Source organism: Leisingera sp. JC1 (assembly GCF_001679925.1).
GTDB lineage: Bacteria > Pseudomonadota > Alphaproteobacteria > Rhodobacterales > Rhodobacteraceae > Leisingera.
In genome coordinates, this window is record NZ_LYUZ01000136.1 from 109,185 (window position 1) to 124,985 (window position 15,801).

Annotated in this window: 18 protein-coding genes and 1 pseudogene; 13 read left to right on the forward strand and 6 right to left on the reverse strand. The window is 63.9% G+C overall.

The features are described 5' to 3' along the window. Window positions 1-94 precede the first annotated feature (94 nt). The 3 genes from A9D60_RS25750 (at window position 95) to A9D60_RS22460 (ending at window position 2,128) form a co-directional block, all read left to right on the forward strand. Complete coding sequence (locus A9D60_RS25750) at window positions 95-298, forward strand: helix-turn-helix domain-containing protein (RefSeq protein ID WP_254656776.1); 204 nt, start codon at window positions 95-97, stop codon at window positions 296-298. Between the two features lie 154 nt (window positions 299-452). Beyond that, on the forward strand, window positions 453-836 hold the full coding sequence (locus A9D60_RS22455) for a hypothetical protein (protein ID WP_083194320.1): 384 nt from the start codon (window positions 453-455) through the stop codon (window positions 834-836). Between the two features lie 125 nt (window positions 837-961). Beyond that, window positions 962-2,128 carry a sterol desaturase family protein gene (locus A9D60_RS22460; protein ID WP_065269646.1) on the forward strand — a complete coding sequence of 389 codons (1,167 nt, stop codon included), beginning with the start codon at window positions 962-964 and terminating at the stop codon, window positions 2,126-2,128. A gap of 3 nt (window positions 2,129-2,131) precedes the next feature. On the opposite strand, the gene A9D60_RS22465 is transcribed toward A9D60_RS22460, so the two are convergent. Then, complete coding sequence (locus A9D60_RS22465) at window positions 2,132-2,485, reverse strand: GFA family protein (protein WP_065269647.1); 354 nt, start codon at window positions 2,483-2,485, stop codon at window positions 2,132-2,134. A 180-nt stretch (window positions 2,486-2,665) separates the two neighbouring features. Between A9D60_RS22465 and A9D60_RS22470 the strand changes: the two genes are divergently transcribed. Further along, entirely contained in the window at window positions 2,666-2,929 is a 264-nt protein-coding gene (locus A9D60_RS22470) for a 50S ribosomal protein L20 (RefSeq protein ID WP_065269648.1), read from the forward strand. An 8-nt stretch (window positions 2,930-2,937) separates the two neighbouring features. On the opposite strand, the gene A9D60_RS22475 is transcribed toward A9D60_RS22470, so the two are convergent. Beyond that, window positions 2,938-3,573 carry a DUF1326 domain-containing protein gene (locus tag A9D60_RS22475; RefSeq protein ID WP_065269649.1) on the reverse strand — a complete coding sequence of 212 codons (636 nt, stop codon included), beginning with the start codon at window positions 3,571-3,573 and terminating at the stop codon, window positions 2,938-2,940. A gap of 107 nt (window positions 3,574-3,680) precedes the next feature. Continuing rightward, window positions 3,681-4,232, reverse strand: coding sequence for a cysteine hydrolase family protein (locus A9D60_RS22480; RefSeq protein ID WP_065269650.1), 552 nt, complete (start codon window positions 4,230-4,232; stop codon window positions 3,681-3,683). A gap of 94 nt (window positions 4,233-4,326) precedes the next feature. Here A9D60_RS22480 and A9D60_RS22485 point away from each other — a divergent pair, with 94 nt between their 5' ends. From A9D60_RS22485 to pheT, 4 genes are all read left to right on the forward strand, one after another. Further along, window positions 4,327-5,253 carry a GlxA family transcriptional regulator gene (locus tag A9D60_RS22485; protein ID WP_065269651.1) on the forward strand — a complete coding sequence of 309 codons (927 nt, stop codon included), beginning with the start codon at window positions 4,327-4,329 and terminating at the stop codon, window positions 5,251-5,253. A gap of 113 nt (window positions 5,254-5,366) precedes the next feature. After that, window positions 5,367-6,440 carry a phenylalanine--tRNA ligase subunit alpha gene (gene pheS / locus A9D60_RS22490; RefSeq protein ID WP_065269652.1) on the forward strand — a complete coding sequence of 358 codons (1,074 nt, stop codon included), beginning with the start codon at window positions 5,367-5,369 and terminating at the stop codon, window positions 6,438-6,440. 415 nt (window positions 6,441-6,855) lie between these two features. After that, window positions 6,856-7,671, forward strand: a complete 816-nt coding sequence (locus A9D60_RS22495) for an alpha/beta hydrolase family esterase (RefSeq protein WP_065269653.1) — start codon at window positions 6,856-6,858, stop codon at window positions 7,669-7,671. Between the two features lie 89 nt (window positions 7,672-7,760). Then, on the forward strand, window positions 7,761-10,157 hold the full coding sequence (gene pheT, locus A9D60_RS22500; protein WP_065269654.1) for a phenylalanine--tRNA ligase subunit beta: 2,397 nt from the start codon (window positions 7,761-7,763) through the stop codon (window positions 10,155-10,157). 104 nt (window positions 10,158-10,261) lie between these two features. Here the strand turns inward: pheT and A9D60_RS22505 are convergent, their stop codons facing one another. Continuing rightward, a complete protein-coding gene (locus A9D60_RS22505; protein ID WP_065269655.1) occupies window positions 10,262-11,155 on the reverse strand; it encodes a LysR family transcriptional regulator in 894 nt (297 codons plus the stop codon). A gap of 87 nt (window positions 11,156-11,242) precedes the next feature. Here A9D60_RS22505 and A9D60_RS22510 point away from each other — a divergent pair, with 87 nt between their 5' ends. The 5 genes and pseudogenes from A9D60_RS22510 (at window position 11,243) to A9D60_RS22530 (ending at window position 14,263) form a co-directional block, all read left to right on the forward strand. Beyond that, a complete protein-coding gene (locus A9D60_RS22510; RefSeq protein WP_065269656.1) occupies window positions 11,243-11,878 on the forward strand; it encodes a class I SAM-dependent methyltransferase in 636 nt (211 codons plus the stop codon). Between the two features lie 47 nt (window positions 11,879-11,925). After that, window positions 11,926-12,588, forward strand: a complete 663-nt coding sequence (locus tag A9D60_RS22515; protein WP_065269657.1) for a phosphoribosyltransferase — start codon at window positions 11,926-11,928, stop codon at window positions 12,586-12,588. Next, window positions 12,579-13,028 (forward strand): YtoQ family protein, encoded by a 450-nt coding sequence (locus A9D60_RS22520; RefSeq protein WP_065269658.1) that lies wholly within the window; start codon window positions 12,579-12,581, stop codon window positions 13,026-13,028. Before A9D60_RS22515 ends, A9D60_RS22520 begins: the two co-directional genes overlap by 10 nt. Then, window positions 13,025-13,552 (forward strand): annotated as a pseudogene (locus A9D60_RS22525) (GNAT family N-acetyltransferase). Before A9D60_RS22520 ends, A9D60_RS22525 begins: the two are co-directional and overlap by 4 nt. Window positions 13,553-13,726: 174 nt before the next feature. Beyond that, window positions 13,727-14,263 carry a hypothetical protein gene (locus tag A9D60_RS22530; RefSeq protein WP_065269659.1) on the forward strand — a complete coding sequence of 179 codons (537 nt, stop codon included), beginning with the start codon at window positions 13,727-13,729 and terminating at the stop codon, window positions 14,261-14,263. Window positions 14,264-14,362: 99 nt separating this feature from the next. Here the strand turns inward: A9D60_RS22530 and A9D60_RS22535 are convergent, their stop codons facing one another. Both A9D60_RS22535 and mscL read right to left on the reverse strand, forming a co-directional pair. Then, the gene (locus A9D60_RS22535; protein ID WP_065269660.1) at window positions 14,363-15,169 is read right to left on the reverse strand and encodes a mechanosensitive ion channel family protein; all 807 of its coding nucleotides are present in this window, start codon (window positions 15,167-15,169) and stop codon (window positions 14,363-14,365) included. Between the two features lie 78 nt (window positions 15,170-15,247). Next, the gene (gene mscL, locus A9D60_RS22540) at window positions 15,248-15,679 is read right to left on the reverse strand and encodes a large conductance mechanosensitive channel protein MscL (protein ID WP_065269661.1); all 432 of its coding nucleotides are present in this window, start codon (window positions 15,677-15,679) and stop codon (window positions 15,248-15,250) included. Window positions 15,680-15,801 lie beyond the last annotated feature (122 nt).

The window sequence follows — 15,801 nt, forward strand, 5'->3', positions numbered from 1 at the left end:
GGTTCCCTGCGGGAACGGGGGGGTGAACCTGGGGCGCCTCATCCCCGCCAGTGCCGCCCAATGGTCAATCGCCTGACCGCTGCCGGGGCTGTCCATCAGTGCATCGCAGACCCGCCGCAGTTTCACCCGCCGTTTCCAGCAGGAAACCGGTCTCAGCTTCGGGCACTGGCGCGACCGGCTGCGCTGCCAGATTGCGCTGCGGGCCGAGGCGCGCGGTGAAAAGATGGAGCAGGTGGCGCAAAGGCTGGGCTACGCCAGCCGCCAGTCCTTGCAGGGCATGATGAAGCGGGTGGTTTGAACGGGCGCCGGGCCCGTTGCTTTACCGCCACGTGCAAGCGCCGCGCTTGCGGTTGTGCCGCCCGGCACTTGTATCGCGGGAAAGTGCCGGATTACTGCCTGTTGCGGGCCTGTTTCCAAGACGGGCCAATCAGCATGTTACCGCGGAGAAAATAATGAAGAAAACTATCCTTGTACTGCCGCTGCTGGCACTGACCGCATGCGCCGATGAATTCAGCTATCCGGCGCAGTTGGACAAGCAGACGCAAGCGGCCGCACAGACTGCGGTGACCCCGGTGGACCAGATCGCCCTCGAGCGCGGCGCGACTGTCAATGGCGGCAATTTCCAAGTTCTCGGGGCGGTTAAAACGTCGGTGGGCAAACCAACCGCCTTCCACCCTGCTCCCACTGTTGCTCAGGCAGAGCAAAAGCTACGGATCGAGGCGGCGAAACTCGGTGCCGATGCAGTCATCAATACGGAAATTGGTGAAATTGGTGTCTGCCCGTTCAGCTGGGGCTGCCGGAATGCCAGCGGTACCGCGGTAAAGCTGACCAACTGACTGCCGCCACGGGAATAGCCGCACAGCCGCTGTCCTGCCGGATGGCGGCTTTGTTATTGAATTCCATAATCGAATACCGTGGCCGGTTGTGAGAGATTGCCCGGAGGTTCGGGGGAGAGGCCAGCATGAAATTCATCCGGGATGTGATCGCGCAACTGGAAACCCCGCGCGAGGCGCGGCCGCTGGGCAGCGGCTGGCTGTCGGGCTCCATGGCGCTGCTGGCAGCCGTCACAGGCCTGCTGCTGGTGCTGCTGCGCTGGTACCCTGAGACGTTATCCTATCCGCAGACCGCCTTTGTGCATTCCAGCGGCTATGTCACCGCCTTTCTGCGGTTTGTGCTGCTGGCAGGCTATGCGCTGTCGCTGCTGAGCCTGATCCTGAGCCGCCAGAAAAGCCTGGGCTGGGCGGCGCTGGGGTTGTCGGTTGTTGCCTCGCTGATGGCCACGGCGCAGCCGCAGCACGCCGGCGAGGTACCGCAGAGCCTCTATTTCGGGCTCGACTATTTCGTCGTGAACGTGCTGCTGGTGGGGTTCCTGTTTGTGCCGCTGGAGCGGTTCTTTCCGGCGCGGCGCGAGCAGACCGTGTTCCGCACCGAATGGCGCGAGGACATGTTCTATTACCTGGTCAGTTCCATGCTGGTGCAGGTGCTGACCTTCCTGACCATGGCGCCCGCGAACTATGTGAACACCGGGGTTGATCTGGAGGGGATCCGCACCCACATCACCAATCTGCCCTTTGCGGTGCAGGTGCTGATCATCATGGCGGCAACCGATTTCGTCCAGTACTGGGTGCACCGCGCCTTTCACACCTTTCCGGCGCTGTGGCATTTCCATGCGATCCACCACTCCGCCAAGAAGATGGACTGGCTGGCCGGCGCGCGGATGCATTTCATCGAGATCGCGGTGCTGCGCGGGCTGACGGCGGTGCCGATGTTCACGTTGGGGTTCCAGCCGGAGGCGATCCAGGGCTATCTGCTGATCGTCTACTTCTACTCCAGCTTCATCCACGCCAATATCGGCTGGAAGCTGGGCTTCATGGAGCGGTTCCTGGTCACCCCGCGCTATCACCACTGGCATCATGGAAGCGAGCGGGCAGCGATCGACATCAACTATGCCTCGCATTTTCCGCTCTATGACTGGCTGTTCGGCACCCATCACCTGCCGGAAGAGGCCTGGCCGTCGAAGTATGGCGTGGCCGGCGATACGGTGCCCAATGGCTATTGGCGGCAATTCCTCTACCCGTTCAACCAGAAGCGCTGGAAGAAGCAGCCGGAGGAGGGCGGCAAGGGCTGAGGTTCAGAGGCTTTTGCCATCAAATATCTCAGACGGCAGATGCAAGGCATTCAGCCCTTCGACGCAGCCGAGGTTGACGCGGAAAGTGCCGGGTGACAGGCGCGGCTCCACAAAGGTGTGGATACCGCAGATGCCGCAAAAATGATGGTTCGCCGCCATGGTGCCGAACCTGTAGGACTTCAGCGCGCCATCGGTTGCAGTGATCGCCATTTCCTCCTTTGGTACCTTGAACGGGGTCAGATAAGCGGTTTTGCGGATGCAGATGGAGCAGTCGCATTGCATCGCGCTGGTGATGTCCGGCGCGCGGAAGGAAAAGCGGACAGTGCCGCAATGGCAGCTGCCTGAATAGGTTTGCATGGTGTGTCTCCTGTTGGGTTCAGGCGGGTTGCACAGGCCGAATGGAGCATTTTTTGCTGTTCCGGCCGGGAATGCGGCAAAGGCAATGCAGAAGGCAGGGCTGGACTTCTACTGTGTTGACCCGCCCGTACTTTAGTCTAAGTTGCGCCCGCGTTAGCAAAAAAGAGCAGGATAAGACTTATGAAATTTGGGTTTTTGTGCGCCGCCGGTGCTGTGTTGCTGGCTGGCTGTCAAAGCAGCACGGACAGCGAAATGGTCGTCGCCAGACCACAGGCCGCGTCTGCGGGCATTACCAAGGCGCAGATCGAAACCTGCTGGAAGAAGGCGGGCATCCAGGGCGATCTTTATAAGTTTATGACGCCGGAAGAGGCCGCGGGCATACAGCCCGGCGGAGTTTTCACCAAGGAAAAGCACGCGGTGTTTACCGCCTGCCTGAACTCCTAGGCCGAACCTCAGGCGGCGATCCCGTGCGGGCCATGGCGGATGATGGCCCATTGGCCATAGCTGTCGTCCAGGTCCAGCTTGATCGCCGCATCGGATTTGGTGGAGGCGCTGCCGATCTCGGCCAGGGTGAACTCAATGCCGCCAGGGATCCCGATCTGGACCCGGTGCTCGCCGCCGCCATGGGGTGCCTGGATCGGGCGGCCGGTGGAGGTGACCAGGCCTTCGATATCCAGTTTGGCGGTGCGGTTGCCGATGTCCACCTCATAGTCGATCCGCTTGGTCAGCGTCTCGTGCACGGTGTCGCACATGGCGCGGAACACCCACCAGTGGGTGGCTTCCTCATCAGTTTCGCCGCCTAGAAGCACGGTTTCCAGCGCTGCGCGCTGGGCCTCGGTGGCGCGGTCATCGATGATTGCCTGCAACGCGCCCTTGCCTTCAAAGATCGGGCCCGGCCAGGCGTAGAGCAGGGCGGACCTTGTGCCAGTCAGGTCTGTTTCACCGAAATGGCCCTTGTCGATGTGGATCACCTCGAACCCGGTGCAATTCCCATGGGTCGGCAGGTCTTCGAACTGGCAGGGGCAGCCGTAGTTGCAGTTGCAGTTCCCGAAGCTGCGGCCTTCGATATACCAATCCACATGTGCCATGGCTGTCTCCTCCGGTTGCTGCTGACTGGGACGGCGGGAGTGTATCACAATACGGGCATGATTTCAGGTGCAGTATGCCCGGAACCGCAGGGGCTCCAGGCAATTGATCAGTTTGACAGATAGGCGTCTGTACCGGTGACCGAAGCGTAGGCAAAGCTGAGCGCGGCCATGAAGGCCCCGTGTGTCTGTTCCGCCGGAACAGTGACTCCATTGTATTCCAGGCTGCGGCTGGTGGAGCAGGCATCCTCGATCACCGTAACTTCAAAGCCGAAATCGGAAGCGGCTCTGGCTGCCGCATCAATGCACATGTGGCTCATGCTGCCGGCGAGCGTCACGCCGGTGATGCCGTTTTCGTCCAGCAGTTGCTTCAGGCCGGTATCGAGGAAGGCATTTACCCTGTGTTTGACCACGATGGGCTCATCTGCTGCGGGGCGGATCGACGGGTGAAACTCCGCGCCAGTGGTGCCGGCGGCAAAGAACAGCGCGTCCGGGCGTTCATTCTCGTGGCGCACATGCACCACCAAACTGCCTTTGGCACGGGCGTGGTCCAGCAGGCGGCGGGCATTGGCAGCGGAGGCTTCCATCCCGTGCAGTTCCCATTTGCCGCCGGGGAAATAGTCGTTCTGGATGTCGATCAGGATCAGTGCGGATTTTGTCATTTGCCACTCCTTTGCGGTTGCCGCTCCGGTATAGGTCCGGGCTGCGCCATCGGGTGACTGGCGAAAATGACATAAAGCGGGCAAGATCGGACAAATGGCAGGAGATGATCAGATACGCGTCGGCCTTGTGGCCTATCCGGGGGCTCAGCAGGCTGCGCTGCTGGGGCTGCGCGACCTGCTGGAGGCAGCGGGCGGCGGGCTGCAGGTCCAGGCGCGCCGGTTCAACACCCGGATGGTGGAGGATTTCTCCGCCCGGGACCCGTTCGATGCCGTAATCCTGCCGCCCAGTCTTGGGGAGGGGCCGGCCGGAGTTGAGCTGCAGGGCGTTGCCCGCTGGGTGCGGCAGCAGCACAGCGGCGGGGCGCTGGCCTGCTCGGTCTGCGCGGGCGCCTTTCCGCTGGCCGCAGCCGGGGTGCTGGACGGACGCCCTGCCACCACCCATTGGGCGCTGGCAGAGGGTTTTGCACAAGCCTATCCGCAAGTTCGGGTGCAGGCGGAGCGGCTGCTGATCGACGACGGCGATGTGATTACCGCGGGCGGGCTGATGGCTTGGACCGATCTGGGGCTGCGGCTGATTGCGCGCTTCATGGGGCCTGCGGTGATGCTGGAGACCGCGCGGTTCTTCCTGATCGACCCGGGCGTGCGCGAGCAAAGCTACTACAACCTGTTTGCCCCCAGCCTGACCCATGGCGATGCTGCAGTGCTGAAGGCCCAGCATTGGCTGCAAGCGCGGTTTCACCAAGCGGTGACGGTGCCGCAGATGGCGGCCGCTGCCGGGCTGGAGGAGCGCACTTTTCTGCGCCGGTTCCAGGCTGCCACCAGCCTGGCGCCCTCGCAGTATCTGCAACAGCTGCGTATCGCCAAGGCGCGGGAGCAGCTGGAGCTATCCGCTGCCAGTATCGAAACCATTGCGATGGCGGCGGGCTATCTGGATGTTTCTGCCTTCCGCAAACTGTTCCAGCGGGCAGTCGGCCTGTCCCCCAGCGCGTACCGCAAGCGGTTTACACCGCCGCGCAGCTGACACCCCGGCTGGCGATGGAGCGGTATGACACACCCGCCTGCCATCGGTCCCCGCCCTCTTGCTTTCGCGCGCCCTTGTGGTAGCAGGGCACAAGCAGAATTCGAGGGGCCGTGATGGACGATCTTAAAGCCAAATACCTGGGTCAGATTGCAGAGGCCGCCGACGAGGCGGCGCTGGAGGCGATCCGCCTTGCCGCTGTCGGCAAGAAGGGCGAAGTGGCGCTGAAGATGCGCGAGCTGGGCAAGATGACCCCGGAAGAGCGCCAGGTGGCTGGCCCCGCGCTGAACGCGCTGAAAGATGAGATCAACTCAGCCCTGGCGGCCAAAAAGGCGGGCCTGGAAGATGCCGCTCTGGATGAGCGCCTGCGCACCGAATGGCTGGACGTGACCCTGCCGTCGCGCCCCGCCCGCCAGGGCAGCCTGCATCCGATCAGCCAGGTGCAGGAAGAGATCACCGCGATCTTTGCCGAGCTGGGCTTCTCCGTCGCCGAAGGCCCGCGGATCGACACCGACTGGTACAACTTCGATGCGCTGAACATCCCAGGCCACCACCCGGCGCGGGCCGAAATGGACACGTTCTATATGCACCGCGCCGAAGGCGACGACCGCCCGCCGCATGTGCTGCGCACCCACACCTCGCCTGTCCAGATCCGCTCGATGGAGAAGATGGGCGCGCCGCTGCGCATCATCTGCCCGGGCGGCGTCTACCGCGCCGATTACGACCAGACCCACACGCCGATGTTCCACCAGGTCGAAGGCCTGGCGCTGGACAAGGACATCTCGATGGCGAACCTCAAGTGGGTGCTGGAGGAATTCGTCAAATCCTTCTTCGAGGTGGACGATGTCGAGCTGCGCTTCCGCGCCTCGCATTTCCCCTTCACCGAGCCGTCGGCAGAGGTGGATATCCGCTGTTCCTGGGAAGGCGGCACGCTGAAGATCGGCGAGGGCGACGACTGGATGGAAATCCTCGGCTCCGGCATGGTGCACCCCAAGGTGATCGCCGCGGGCGGCATCGATCCGGAGATCTATCAGGGCTTTGCCTTTGGCATCGGCATCGACCGTCTGGCGATGCTGAAATACGGCATCCCGGATCTGCGCGCCTTCTTCGACAGCGACCTGCGCTGGCTGCGCCACTACGGCTTCCAGAGCCTGGACATGCCGGCGCTGCATGGCGGGTTGTCTAGGTAAACCTCCCAAATTGCAGACCTTCCGCTCGGCCGTGAGGCCGGGCAGCGCCCGTCCCGCCCCCCACGGGGCGGGCGCTTCGCTTCCCTCCCCGCCGGGCCGGGCGCCGCCCTTGGTGGTACAGTCCCCAGCGCGGAAACAAGGCCTCAGGCCGCCGCGCCATCGCATGTCTCTCGGCGATTGCCAGCAATCGCCTGTCGGCAGTGCATTGCTGTGCAATGCACGAGAGACCGCCCGCACAGGCAGGCGATTTTGTGAGCCGAGCGCAACGGTTAGACGCCGTACGGATTGGGCAGGGATAAACTGCCACACACTGCCGTTGGATCGCCTCCTCGCGGTCAGGCGGTGGCGCGGCTTGGCACACTTCCCCACAAACTTGTGACGTGACAACCGCCGCGTGGTGGCTAGGCTCACCCGTATGATCCGAGCAGTCCTTTCCCTGTCCGCCGCCCTTTTGTGGGCCACTGCCGCTGCCGCCATGGGGCCGTCAAAACCCGCTGAATGCCTTGGCGAAACGCCCTGCGAACTGGGTGACCGCTCCTATCACGTGATGGAGCCGGAGGGCTGGGATGGGGTCTCACCTATGCCGGTGCTGCTGCATTTCCACGGCTGGTCCCGCACCGGGCGCCACGCGCAGCACAGCAACCGGGTGGGGGTCTCTGCCAAGCGCCGCGGCGTGCTGCTGGTGACGCCGAACGGGCGCAACAAGACATGGGATTTCTGGTCTGCTGGCACGGAAGATGTGGGGTTTGCCGACCGGGTGCTGGCAGACGTCGCCAAACGCTACCCTGTTGACCCCGATCGCATTTATGTTTCCGGATATTCCTATGGCTCAGCCATGGCCTGGCGCTATGTCTGCCACAGCGGCGATGATGTGGCAGCCCTTCTGGCGGTGGCCGGAACCATCCAGCAAAGCGAGACCTGCCCTGAGGCCCCGCGCGAGGTGCGCCATGTGCACGGGCTGAAGGATGCGGTGATGGATTTCCCCTATGGCCCCGGCGGCGAGCGGACCTATCCGGTGGCGCTGTGGCGGGCGCGGCTGGGCTGCGGTGCGGCGCGGGCGCTGGGGCAGTGGCAAGTGGTGGAGTTCCTGAAGCTGGACCGCACGGTCTGGGCGGGCTGCGCTGGCGGCCAAGTGGTGCTGGACACCCATCCGGGCGGCCATTTCATCCCGCATGGCTGGATCGGGCGGCAATTGGATGAGCTTTTGAACCTCACTCCCAGCTATCCTTGAGCGCGGGGGCGCAGAACCCTTGAACCTTGGCGCATTCTTTGCCATTGCCTCAGGTCAAACACGCATGTCTGCCAAGGGGTCCCCGACCGATGAAATTCACGCTTTCCTGGCTGAAAGACCACCTCGACACCGACGCCTCGGTGGAAGAGATCACTGATGCCCTGACCGATCTGGGTCTTGAGGTCGAAGAGGTCGTCAATCCGGCGGACGCGCTGAAGGATTTTACCCTCGGCTATGTGAAACACGCTGAGAAGCACCCGGATGCCGATAAGCTGCGGGTCTGCAAGGTGGACACCGACGAGGGCGAGATGCAGATCATCTGCGGCGCACCGAATGCCCGCGAAGGCATTACCGTGGTTGTCTGCAAACCGGGCATGTATATCCCCGGCCTCGACATCACCATCGGCGTCGGAAAGATCCGCGGCGTGGAAAGCTTCGGCATGATGGCCTCCGAGCGCGAGCTGGAGCTGTCGGAAGAGCATGACGGCATTATCGAGCTGCCGTCCGGCGCGGTCGGTGACAAGTTCGTGGACTGGCTGGCGGAGAACGATCCGGCCAAGGTCGATCCGGTCATCGAGATCGCGATCACGCCGAACCGTCCCGATGCGCTGGGCGTTTACGGCATCGCCCGCGATCTGGCGGCGCGCGGTCTGGGCACCCTGAAGACCCGCGCGTATGAGGCGATCCCGGGTGATTTCGCAAGCCCGGTCAAGGTCACAATCGACGCGGATACGCTGGACGGCTGCCCGCTGTTTGCGGGCCGGGTGATCAAGGGCGTGAAGAACGGCCCCAGCCCGCAGTGGCTGCAGGACCGGCTGAAGGCGATCGGCCTGCGCCCGATTTCGGCGCTGGTGGACATCACCAACTTCTTCACCTTCGACCAGAACCGCCCGCTGCATGTGTTTGATGCCGCAAAGGTGTCCGGCGACCTGCGCGTCCACCGCGCGGCTGGCGGCGAGATGCTGAAGGCGCTGGATGAGAAGGAATACACCTTTGGCGCGGGCCAGATGGTGATTTCCGATGCCAACGGTCCCGAAAGCATCGGCGGCATCATGGGCGGCGAGGAGACCGGCTGCACCGAGGAAACCGTGGATGTGTTCCTGGAGAGCGCGTTCTGGGATCACGTGCAGATCGCCATGGCGGGCCGGGCGCTCAAGATCAACTCCGACGCGCGCTACCGTTTTGAGCGCGGCGTCGATCCGGAATACACCATCGAGGGGCTGCACCGGGCGACCCAGATGATCCTGGACCTGTGCGGCGGCGAGCCGTCGGAGGTGGTGATCGCGGGCGACGTGCCGGATCATTCCCGCGCCTACAAACTGGACGCCGACCGGGTGCAATCGCTGGTGGGAATGGAGATCCCGGAAAGCGACCAGCGCCAGACCCTGACCCGCCTGGGCTTCCGTCTGGAGGGCAGCATGGCGCATGTGCCCAGCTGGCGCCCGGACGTGCAGGGCGAGGCCGACCTGGTGGAAGAAGTCGCGCGGATTGCTTCGCTGACCAAGCTGGTGGGCAAGCCCCTGCCGCGGCTGACCGACGGCATCCCGAAGCCGGTGATGACCCCGCAGCAGCGCCGCCAGCAGATGGCGCGCCGCACCTGCGCCAGCCTCGGCTATAACGAAGTTGTCAGCTACAGCTTCATCGACAAGGCCTCTGCTGCGCTGTTCGGCGGCGGCGATGATGCCACCATGCTGGCCAACCCGATCTCTTCCGAGATGTCGCATATGCGTCCGGACCTGCTGGCAGGCCTGCTGCAGGCTGCGGCCCGCAACCAGGCGCGCGGCTTCATGGATCTGGCGCTGTTCGAGGCTGGCCCTGCCTTCACCGGCGGCGAGCCAGGCGAGCAGGTCAACCAGATCGCCGGCCTGCTGGTGGGCCGCACTGGTCCCAAAGACGTGCACGGCGCCTCGCGCGCAGTGGATCTCTATGATGCCAAGGCCGACATTGAGGCGGTGCTGGCCGCGATCGGCGCGCCGGCCAAAGTACAGGTGCTGCGCGAAGGAGCCGCCTGGTGGCACCCGGGCCGCCATGGCCGCATCTGCCTGGGGCCGAAGAAGACCCTTGGCGTCTTTGGTGAGCTGCACCCCAAGGTGCTGAAGCAGATGGGCATCAAGGGCGCAGCTGTTGCCTTCACCATCTTCCCGGATGAGATTCCGATGCCGCGTAAGTCCTCTGCCACCCGACCGGCGCTGGCAATCAGCGATCTGCAAGCGGTGGAGCGGGACTTTGCCTTTGTCGTCGACGACAGCGTCGAAGCGCTGACCCTGGTTAACGCTGCTGCCGGCGCCGACAAGGCGCTGATCGAGGATGTGCGCGTCTTTGACGAGTTCATCGGCGGCAGCCTGGGTGAGGGCAAGAAGTCGCTGGCGATCACCGTGCGGCTGCAGCCCAGCGATCAGACGCTGAAGGAAAAGGACATCGAGGCGGTGAGCGAGAAAATCATCGCCAAGGTGACCAAGGCAACTGGCGGCACCCTGCGCGGGTGACGGCTTGCCCAAGGCTTTTGAGAAAAAGCCTTGGCAAAAGTTTTGCGAAAAACTTTTGGGCGGCTTCCGGTTCCGGGGCCGCCCTTTTCCTTTGCGGCGGCGGTTCAGAACCGCATCTTGAGCCCGGTCAGATAGTCGGCCAGAAGGTCGAACACCAGACGGATGCGGCGGCTGGTGTGCAACTCGCGGTGGGTGGCCAGCCACAACGGGAACTCCAGCGTTGGCAGGTCTTCCAGGTCCAGCGGCTCCACATCGGGGCTCTTGCGGGCGATGGCGTCCAGCATCGGAACGATGCCGAAGCCCTGCCGCACCAGTTTCCAGGCCGCGAGGCCGCTGGTGGAGCCGACGGGGAAGTTCTCTTCGCTCAGCCGGATGCCGAGCGGCTCCAAGTAGCTGAGGAATTGGGGAATGTCGCCGAAAGACACGAAATCATGGGTGCTGAGGTCGGCGCGGCTGCGCGGGGTGCCGCGGCGTTCCAGATAGCTGCGGGCGGCATAGAAGCGGGCAGTGGTGTCCTGCATCTTGCGGGCAATCAGTTCCGGCTGTTCCGGGCGGACATGGCGGACGGCGATATCTGCCTCCCGCCGCTGCAGGTCGCGGATGTCGTCCGCCGCGACAATCTCGATCCGCAGCCGCGGCGCGTGCTGGCGCAGCCGCTCCAGCACTCCGGGCAGGATATGGGCCGAGATGCCATCGCTGGCGGTGATGCGGACCAGCCCTTCGATTGTCTGGGCCTGGCCGGTCGCGGCAAGCGCCAGCCCGTCAGCCGCCTCGCCCATCCTGCGGCTGTGCGCCAGCAGTTCCCGCCCTGCTTCGGTCAGCGCCAGAGCACGGCCCAGCCGTTCGAACAGCAGCACGCCCAGCTCCTCCTCCAGCGCTGCAACCTGGCGCGAGAGCGTCGGCTGGGTAAGGCCCAGCTTGCGTGCCGCTGCCGAGAGCGAGCCAGTTTCAGCGGTAGCAAGAAAGGCGCGGATGTGGTTCCAGTCAGGGCTCATCATGCAAATACGTATAACAACCCTGCGGATTTCGGCAATTTATCCGTGGTTCCTGCATAGGTAGGGTGCGGGGGCCCAAGGAGATGTGCCATGACTGCCGACGCCCGCTTTTGGAACAAGATTGCCCCCAAATACGCCGAATCCAAAATCCGCGACGAAGACGCCTACCGCTATGCGCTGGAGCGGACCCGGTCCTATCTCAAGACGGATGATACCGTGCTGGAACTGGGCTGCGGCACCGGCTCCACCGCCATTGAGCTGGCGCGCGGTGTCTCCAAAATCGTCGCAACCGATCTGGCGGAGGCCATGCTGGACGTTGGCCGCAAGCGGGCCTGGGACGCAGGTGCCGGCAACGTGGAGTTTCAATGCTGCAGTGCCGGGCAGTCGCCGGAGGGGCCGTTTGATGCAGTGCTGGCGCATAACCTGCTTCATCTGCTGCCGGACCTGGCGGAGGTTCTGGACGGTGTCGCGGCACGTGTGAAGCCCGGCGGGCTGTTCATCTCCAAGACCCCCTGTTTGGGCGAGATGCGGGGCAGCTGGAAGTACTGGGTGTTCTCGGCCGCCATTCCGCTGATGCGGCTGGCAGGCAAGGCGCCCAGCTTTGTGGATTTCATCGACATCCGCAGGCTGGAGGCGGCTGTGCAGAAGGCAGGGTTCGAGATCATTGAGACCGGCAACTACCCGGCCGACACACCCGGGCGCTACCTAGTGGCGCGGCGGCGCTGAGGTTTGCCTTTGCAGCTTCCGCGCTAGGTAACGGGGTGGAGGCTGAGATGTTTGAAGACCGGATTTCCGCCGGGCTTCAGCTGGCCAAGAAACTGGCTGAACTGCCGATGACGGACCCTGTGGTGCTGGCGCTGCCGCGGGGCGGTGCGCCTGTCGCCCTGCCGATTGCCCAAGCCTTGCACGCGCCCATGGACCTGATCCTGATCCGCAAGATCGGCATGCCCTCCAACCCGGAGTTGGCCGCTGGCGCCTTTGCCGAGGGCAGCAATCCCATTTTCAACGGCGCACTGCTGAAGGCCACTGGCATGAGGCCGGAGGATTTTGCCGCCCAGGTCGCCCAGGCGCGGGAAGAGAACGCGGCCCGCCGCGCCCGCTATCTGCAAGGACGCGACCCGATCGTGCTGGAAGGGCGCACAGTGATTGTGGTGGACGACGGGATTGCCACCGGCGCGACCTTCATGGCGGCGCACTTCTGGTTGCAGGAGCGCAAGCCTGCGCAGGTCATCCTGGCAGTTCCTGTCGCGCCGCCGGAAGCGGTGGACGAACTGCGTCCCTTGGTGGATACTCTGGTCTGTTTGCTGAGCCCCAGGGAGTTCTGGGCGGTTGGCGCGCATTACAGGGATTTTACGCAAACCAGTGATGACGAGGTCATGGCCGCCCTGGCCGCGGCCCCGGAAGCTGGCGCAGGAAAGGACAAGACGTGGCATTGAAAGTTTATCTCTCAGGCGAGATCCACACCGACTGGCGGGAACAGATTGTCGAAGGCGCAAAGGGGCTGGAGGTGAGCTTCAGCGCCCCGGTGACGGATCACGACGCCAGCGACGATTGCGGCGTGGCGGTGCTGGGCGCTGAGGACAACAAGTACTGGCACGACCACAAGGGTGCGATGGTGAATGCGATCCGCACCCGCAAAGGCATTGCGGATGCCGACGTCGTGGTTGTGCGCTTTGGCGACAAGTACAAGCAGTGGAACGCGGCCTTTGACGCAGGCTATGCCGCGGCGCTGGGCAAGTCGATCATCGTTCTCAGCCCGCCGGAGCATCAGCACGCGCTGAAAGAGGTCCATGCTGCCGCGCTGGCGGTGGCGGAGGAGCCGCGCCAGGTGGTCGAGATCCTGACCTATGTGCTGACTGGCAAGCTGCCTGCATGACCGCTCCAACGCTTGAAACAGAGCGGCTGATCCTGCGCCCGCACCGGGTGCAGGATTTCGAGGCCGTGGCGGCGCTCTGGGCCGAGCCGGAGGTGGTGCGTTTCATCTCCGGCACGCCGTCCGCTCCAGAAGAAAGCTGGGCCCGGCTGCTGCGTTACATCGGCCATTGGCAGGCATTGGGCTAAGGCTATTGGGCCGTCACCTTGCGCGAAAGCGGCCGGTTCATCGGTGAGGTGGGTTTTGCCGACTACCAGCGCGGTATGGAGCCGCCGCTTGCTGGGGTGCCGGAAGCGGGCTGGGTGCTGGCGCCGGAGGTGCATGGGCAGGGGATCGCAACCGAGGCGGTCGGCCGGATTCACGATTGGGCAGCAGAGATGACGGATTGGGCGGAAACTGCCTGCATTTTCGATCCCTCCCACAAAGTATCGCACAAGGTGGCGCTCAAACTGGGCTATGCACCCGCGGGCGAGGCGCTGTACAGGGGCAGCCCGACGCTGGTCATGAAGCGGGCTGTCAGCGGTTGAAGCTGCAAACATTCCATTGTTTCAATGTTTTGCGGCGCACTTTCCGGGGCTGATGCATTTTCGGTGCGCAACGCCATGCAACGCTTCTTTAACGCCCCTGGACTAGGTTGAGGGCGACAAAGGACTACAACATAGGCACCGCGCTTTCCGGAGGGCGGTGTTTGGGACAACCGAATGATCAACCGCCGCCGCCCTCCAGTGCAAGTCACCCCGCTGATCGAGGACGCGGGCCTGTTCAAGCGCGAGGTGCGTGATGTGGTGGTGGAGCTGGTGCCGGTTTTCAGCCGCAACAACCGCGGCGATCTTGTGGTCAAAGGGATCGTGCAGCCTGATGCAGAGATCGAGGTGGTGTTTGCCGGCCGGCGGCTCCGGGAGGCCGCCAACCTGGTCGTGCGGATGAAAAAGCTGCGGGCTGCGGGAGTGCGCGCGGCCATAAACGGTCATCAGGCGATGAACAGCATACGCCAGCTGCGGCTGCCGGTGAGGGTCCGCGGCACCTGGCGGTTCCGGTTTCAGCCCGACCCGTCCGGCTGGGAGGTGAAGAACTACCAGCTGATCGCGGCGCAGTGGGCGTTTGCGGATGAGGACGGCGTCACCGTTCTGGCGGGCTGGCCGCCGGCCAAACCGGAAAACAGAGTGCAGGAGCGCGCCCGCGCGGTAAGAGCGCGCAATGCTGCTTTGCGGGCTTTAAAGGGCGCGCGGCAGCAGTAGGCGTCCGGGTCCCGCCGCATGCAAACGCCCCGCCAAAGGCGGGGCGCCAGGCCCAACGGGATGCGGCCCCGGCAGGGGCCAAAGACGGGCGGGAGAGTCTCAGCCCGCCTTTTTGATTTCCACCGAATGCGGATAGGGGATGGAGATGCCCTTGGCGTCAAAGGCCTCTTTCACACCCTGGGTGAGGGCAAATTTCACTTCCCAGTAATCCTCGGCCTTGCACCAGACCCGCGCGGTCAGATCGACGGAGCTGTCGCCCAGATTGGTGACCCGCACCCAGGGCTCCGGATCCTGCATCACCCGCGCATCCGCGTTGGCCTCTGCCAGGATGATCGCCTTGGCGGCATCGGCGCTGTCGCTGTAGTCGATGCCGAACACCATGTCGACGCGGCGGGTGGCATGATGCGAGAAGTTGGTGATGACCGAGCCCCAGGCCTGGCCGTTGGGAACGATGATCTGCACATTGTCAGGGGTGGCCAGCTCAGTCACGAACAGGTTCACGTCCTTCACCGTGCCCTTGGTGCCGCCGATGTCGACATACTGGCCGATCTTGTAGGGGCGGAACAGGATCAGCATGAAGCCTGCGGCCAGATCGCTGAGGGTGCCCTGCAGCGCCAGGCCGATCGCCAGGGTGGCAGCGCCCAGCATCGCAACCAGGCTGGTGGCCTGAATGCCGAAGATGCCGAGGATCGCGACCAGCACCACTGCCAGCAGCACCCAGCGGATCATGCTGGCGGCGAAATTCCCCAGTGTCGGGTCGATCTGCGGCGTCTTGTTGATGCGGCTGCGCACCGCGCCGCTGATCCAGCCGGTGGCGATCCAGCCCAGGGTCAGCACCACCAGCGCCTTGACGCCTGCCACTGCAAGCGGCCACAGCGCGCCGGCCTGTTCGATCAATTGTTCCATTGCGTTGTTATCCCTTTCAAACGCGCAGAGGAGCGGTAACCCGCCCCTCTGCAATTCCTTGGTGCCGGCGCTCCGGCGCTATTTTTTCAGCGAGTCGCGGATTTCCAGCAGCACGTCAAGCTCTGTCGGGCCTGCGGGTGCTTCCTCTGCCGGGGCGTCCTCCTGCCGTTCCATCGCGTCGCGGGCGCGGTTCACGGATTTGACCAGCAGGAACACCACCCAGGCGATGATCAGGAAGTTCAGCACCGCCATCAGGAAGGAGCCATAGGCAAAGACCGAGGCACCGGCCTCGCGCGCGGCCTCCAGCGAGCTGTAGCTGGCGCCATCGCCGCCCAGGACAACGAAGTTGTTGGTGAAATCCACACCGCCGGTGAACAGGCCGATGAGCGGGTTGATCAGATCATCGACCATCGATTTCACGATTGCGGTGAAGGCGGCACCGATGATGATCCCCACCGCCATGTCCATCACATTGCCCTTGGCAATGAAGGCCTTGAATTCGTCCAGCATGCCCGTTTCCTTTCCATCCCTGTCGCGTTGTTATGCGCTTCAGGCTAGGAGCGGCGCTTCCCTCTGTAAACGGGGAATATGAGGACGGTAACAGCATGCCAGAGGCGGGGCCGGGGGCGGAT

Excerpts from the sequence above, each read along its gene's own strand:
- A9D60_RS22470 (WP_065269648.1), top strand. The coding sequence starts at position 2,666 with ATGAAATTTGGGTTTTTGTGCGCCGCCGGTGCTGTGTTGCTGGCTGGC.
- pheT (WP_065269654.1), top strand. The coding sequence starts at position 7,761 with ATGAAATTCACGCTTTCCTGGCTGAAAGACCACCTCGACACCGACGCC.
- A9D60_RS22495 (WP_065269653.1), top strand. The coding sequence starts at position 6,856 with ATGATCCGAGCAGTCCTTTCCCTGTCCGCCGCCCTTTTGTGGGCCACT.
- A9D60_RS22515 (WP_065269657.1), top strand. The coding sequence starts at position 11,926 with ATGTTTGAAGACCGGATTTCCGCCGGGCTTCAGCTGGCCAAGAAACTG.
- mscL (WP_065269661.1), bottom strand. The coding sequence starts at position 15,679 with ATGCTGGACGAATTCAAGGCCTTCATTGCCAAGGGCAATGTGATGGAC.
- pheS (WP_065269652.1), top strand. The coding sequence starts at position 5,367 with ATGGACGATCTTAAAGCCAAATACCTGGGTCAGATTGCAGAGGCCGCC.
- A9D60_RS22455 (WP_083194320.1), top strand. The coding sequence starts at position 453 with ATGAAGAAAACTATCCTTGTACTGCCGCTGCTGGCACTGACCGCATGC.
- A9D60_RS22475 (WP_065269649.1), bottom strand. The coding sequence starts at position 3,573 with ATGGCACATGTGGATTGGTATATCGAAGGCCGCAGCTTCGGGAACTGC.
- A9D60_RS22530 (WP_065269659.1), top strand. The coding sequence starts at position 13,727 with ATGATCAACCGCCGCCGCCCTCCAGTGCAAGTCACCCCGCTGATCGAG.
- A9D60_RS22510 (WP_065269656.1), top strand. The coding sequence starts at position 11,243 with ATGACTGCCGACGCCCGCTTTTGGAACAAGATTGCCCCCAAATACGCC.
- A9D60_RS22480 (WP_065269650.1), bottom strand. The coding sequence starts at position 4,232 with ATGACAAAATCCGCACTGATCCTGATCGACATCCAGAACGACTATTTC.
- A9D60_RS22505 (WP_065269655.1), bottom strand. The coding sequence starts at position 11,155 with ATGATGAGCCCTGACTGGAACCACATCCGCGCCTTTCTTGCTACCGCT.
- A9D60_RS22535 (WP_065269660.1), bottom strand. The coding sequence starts at position 15,169 with ATGGAACAATTGATCGAACAGGCCGGCGCGCTGTGGCCGCTTGCAGTG.
- A9D60_RS22485 (WP_065269651.1), top strand. The coding sequence starts at position 4,327 with ATGGCAGGAGATGATCAGATACGCGTCGGCCTTGTGGCCTATCCGGGG.
- A9D60_RS22465 (WP_065269647.1), bottom strand. The coding sequence starts at position 2,485 with ATGCAAACCTATTCAGGCAGCTGCCATTGCGGCACTGTCCGCTTTTCC.
- A9D60_RS22460 (WP_065269646.1), top strand. The coding sequence starts at position 962 with ATGAAATTCATCCGGGATGTGATCGCGCAACTGGAAACCCCGCGCGAG.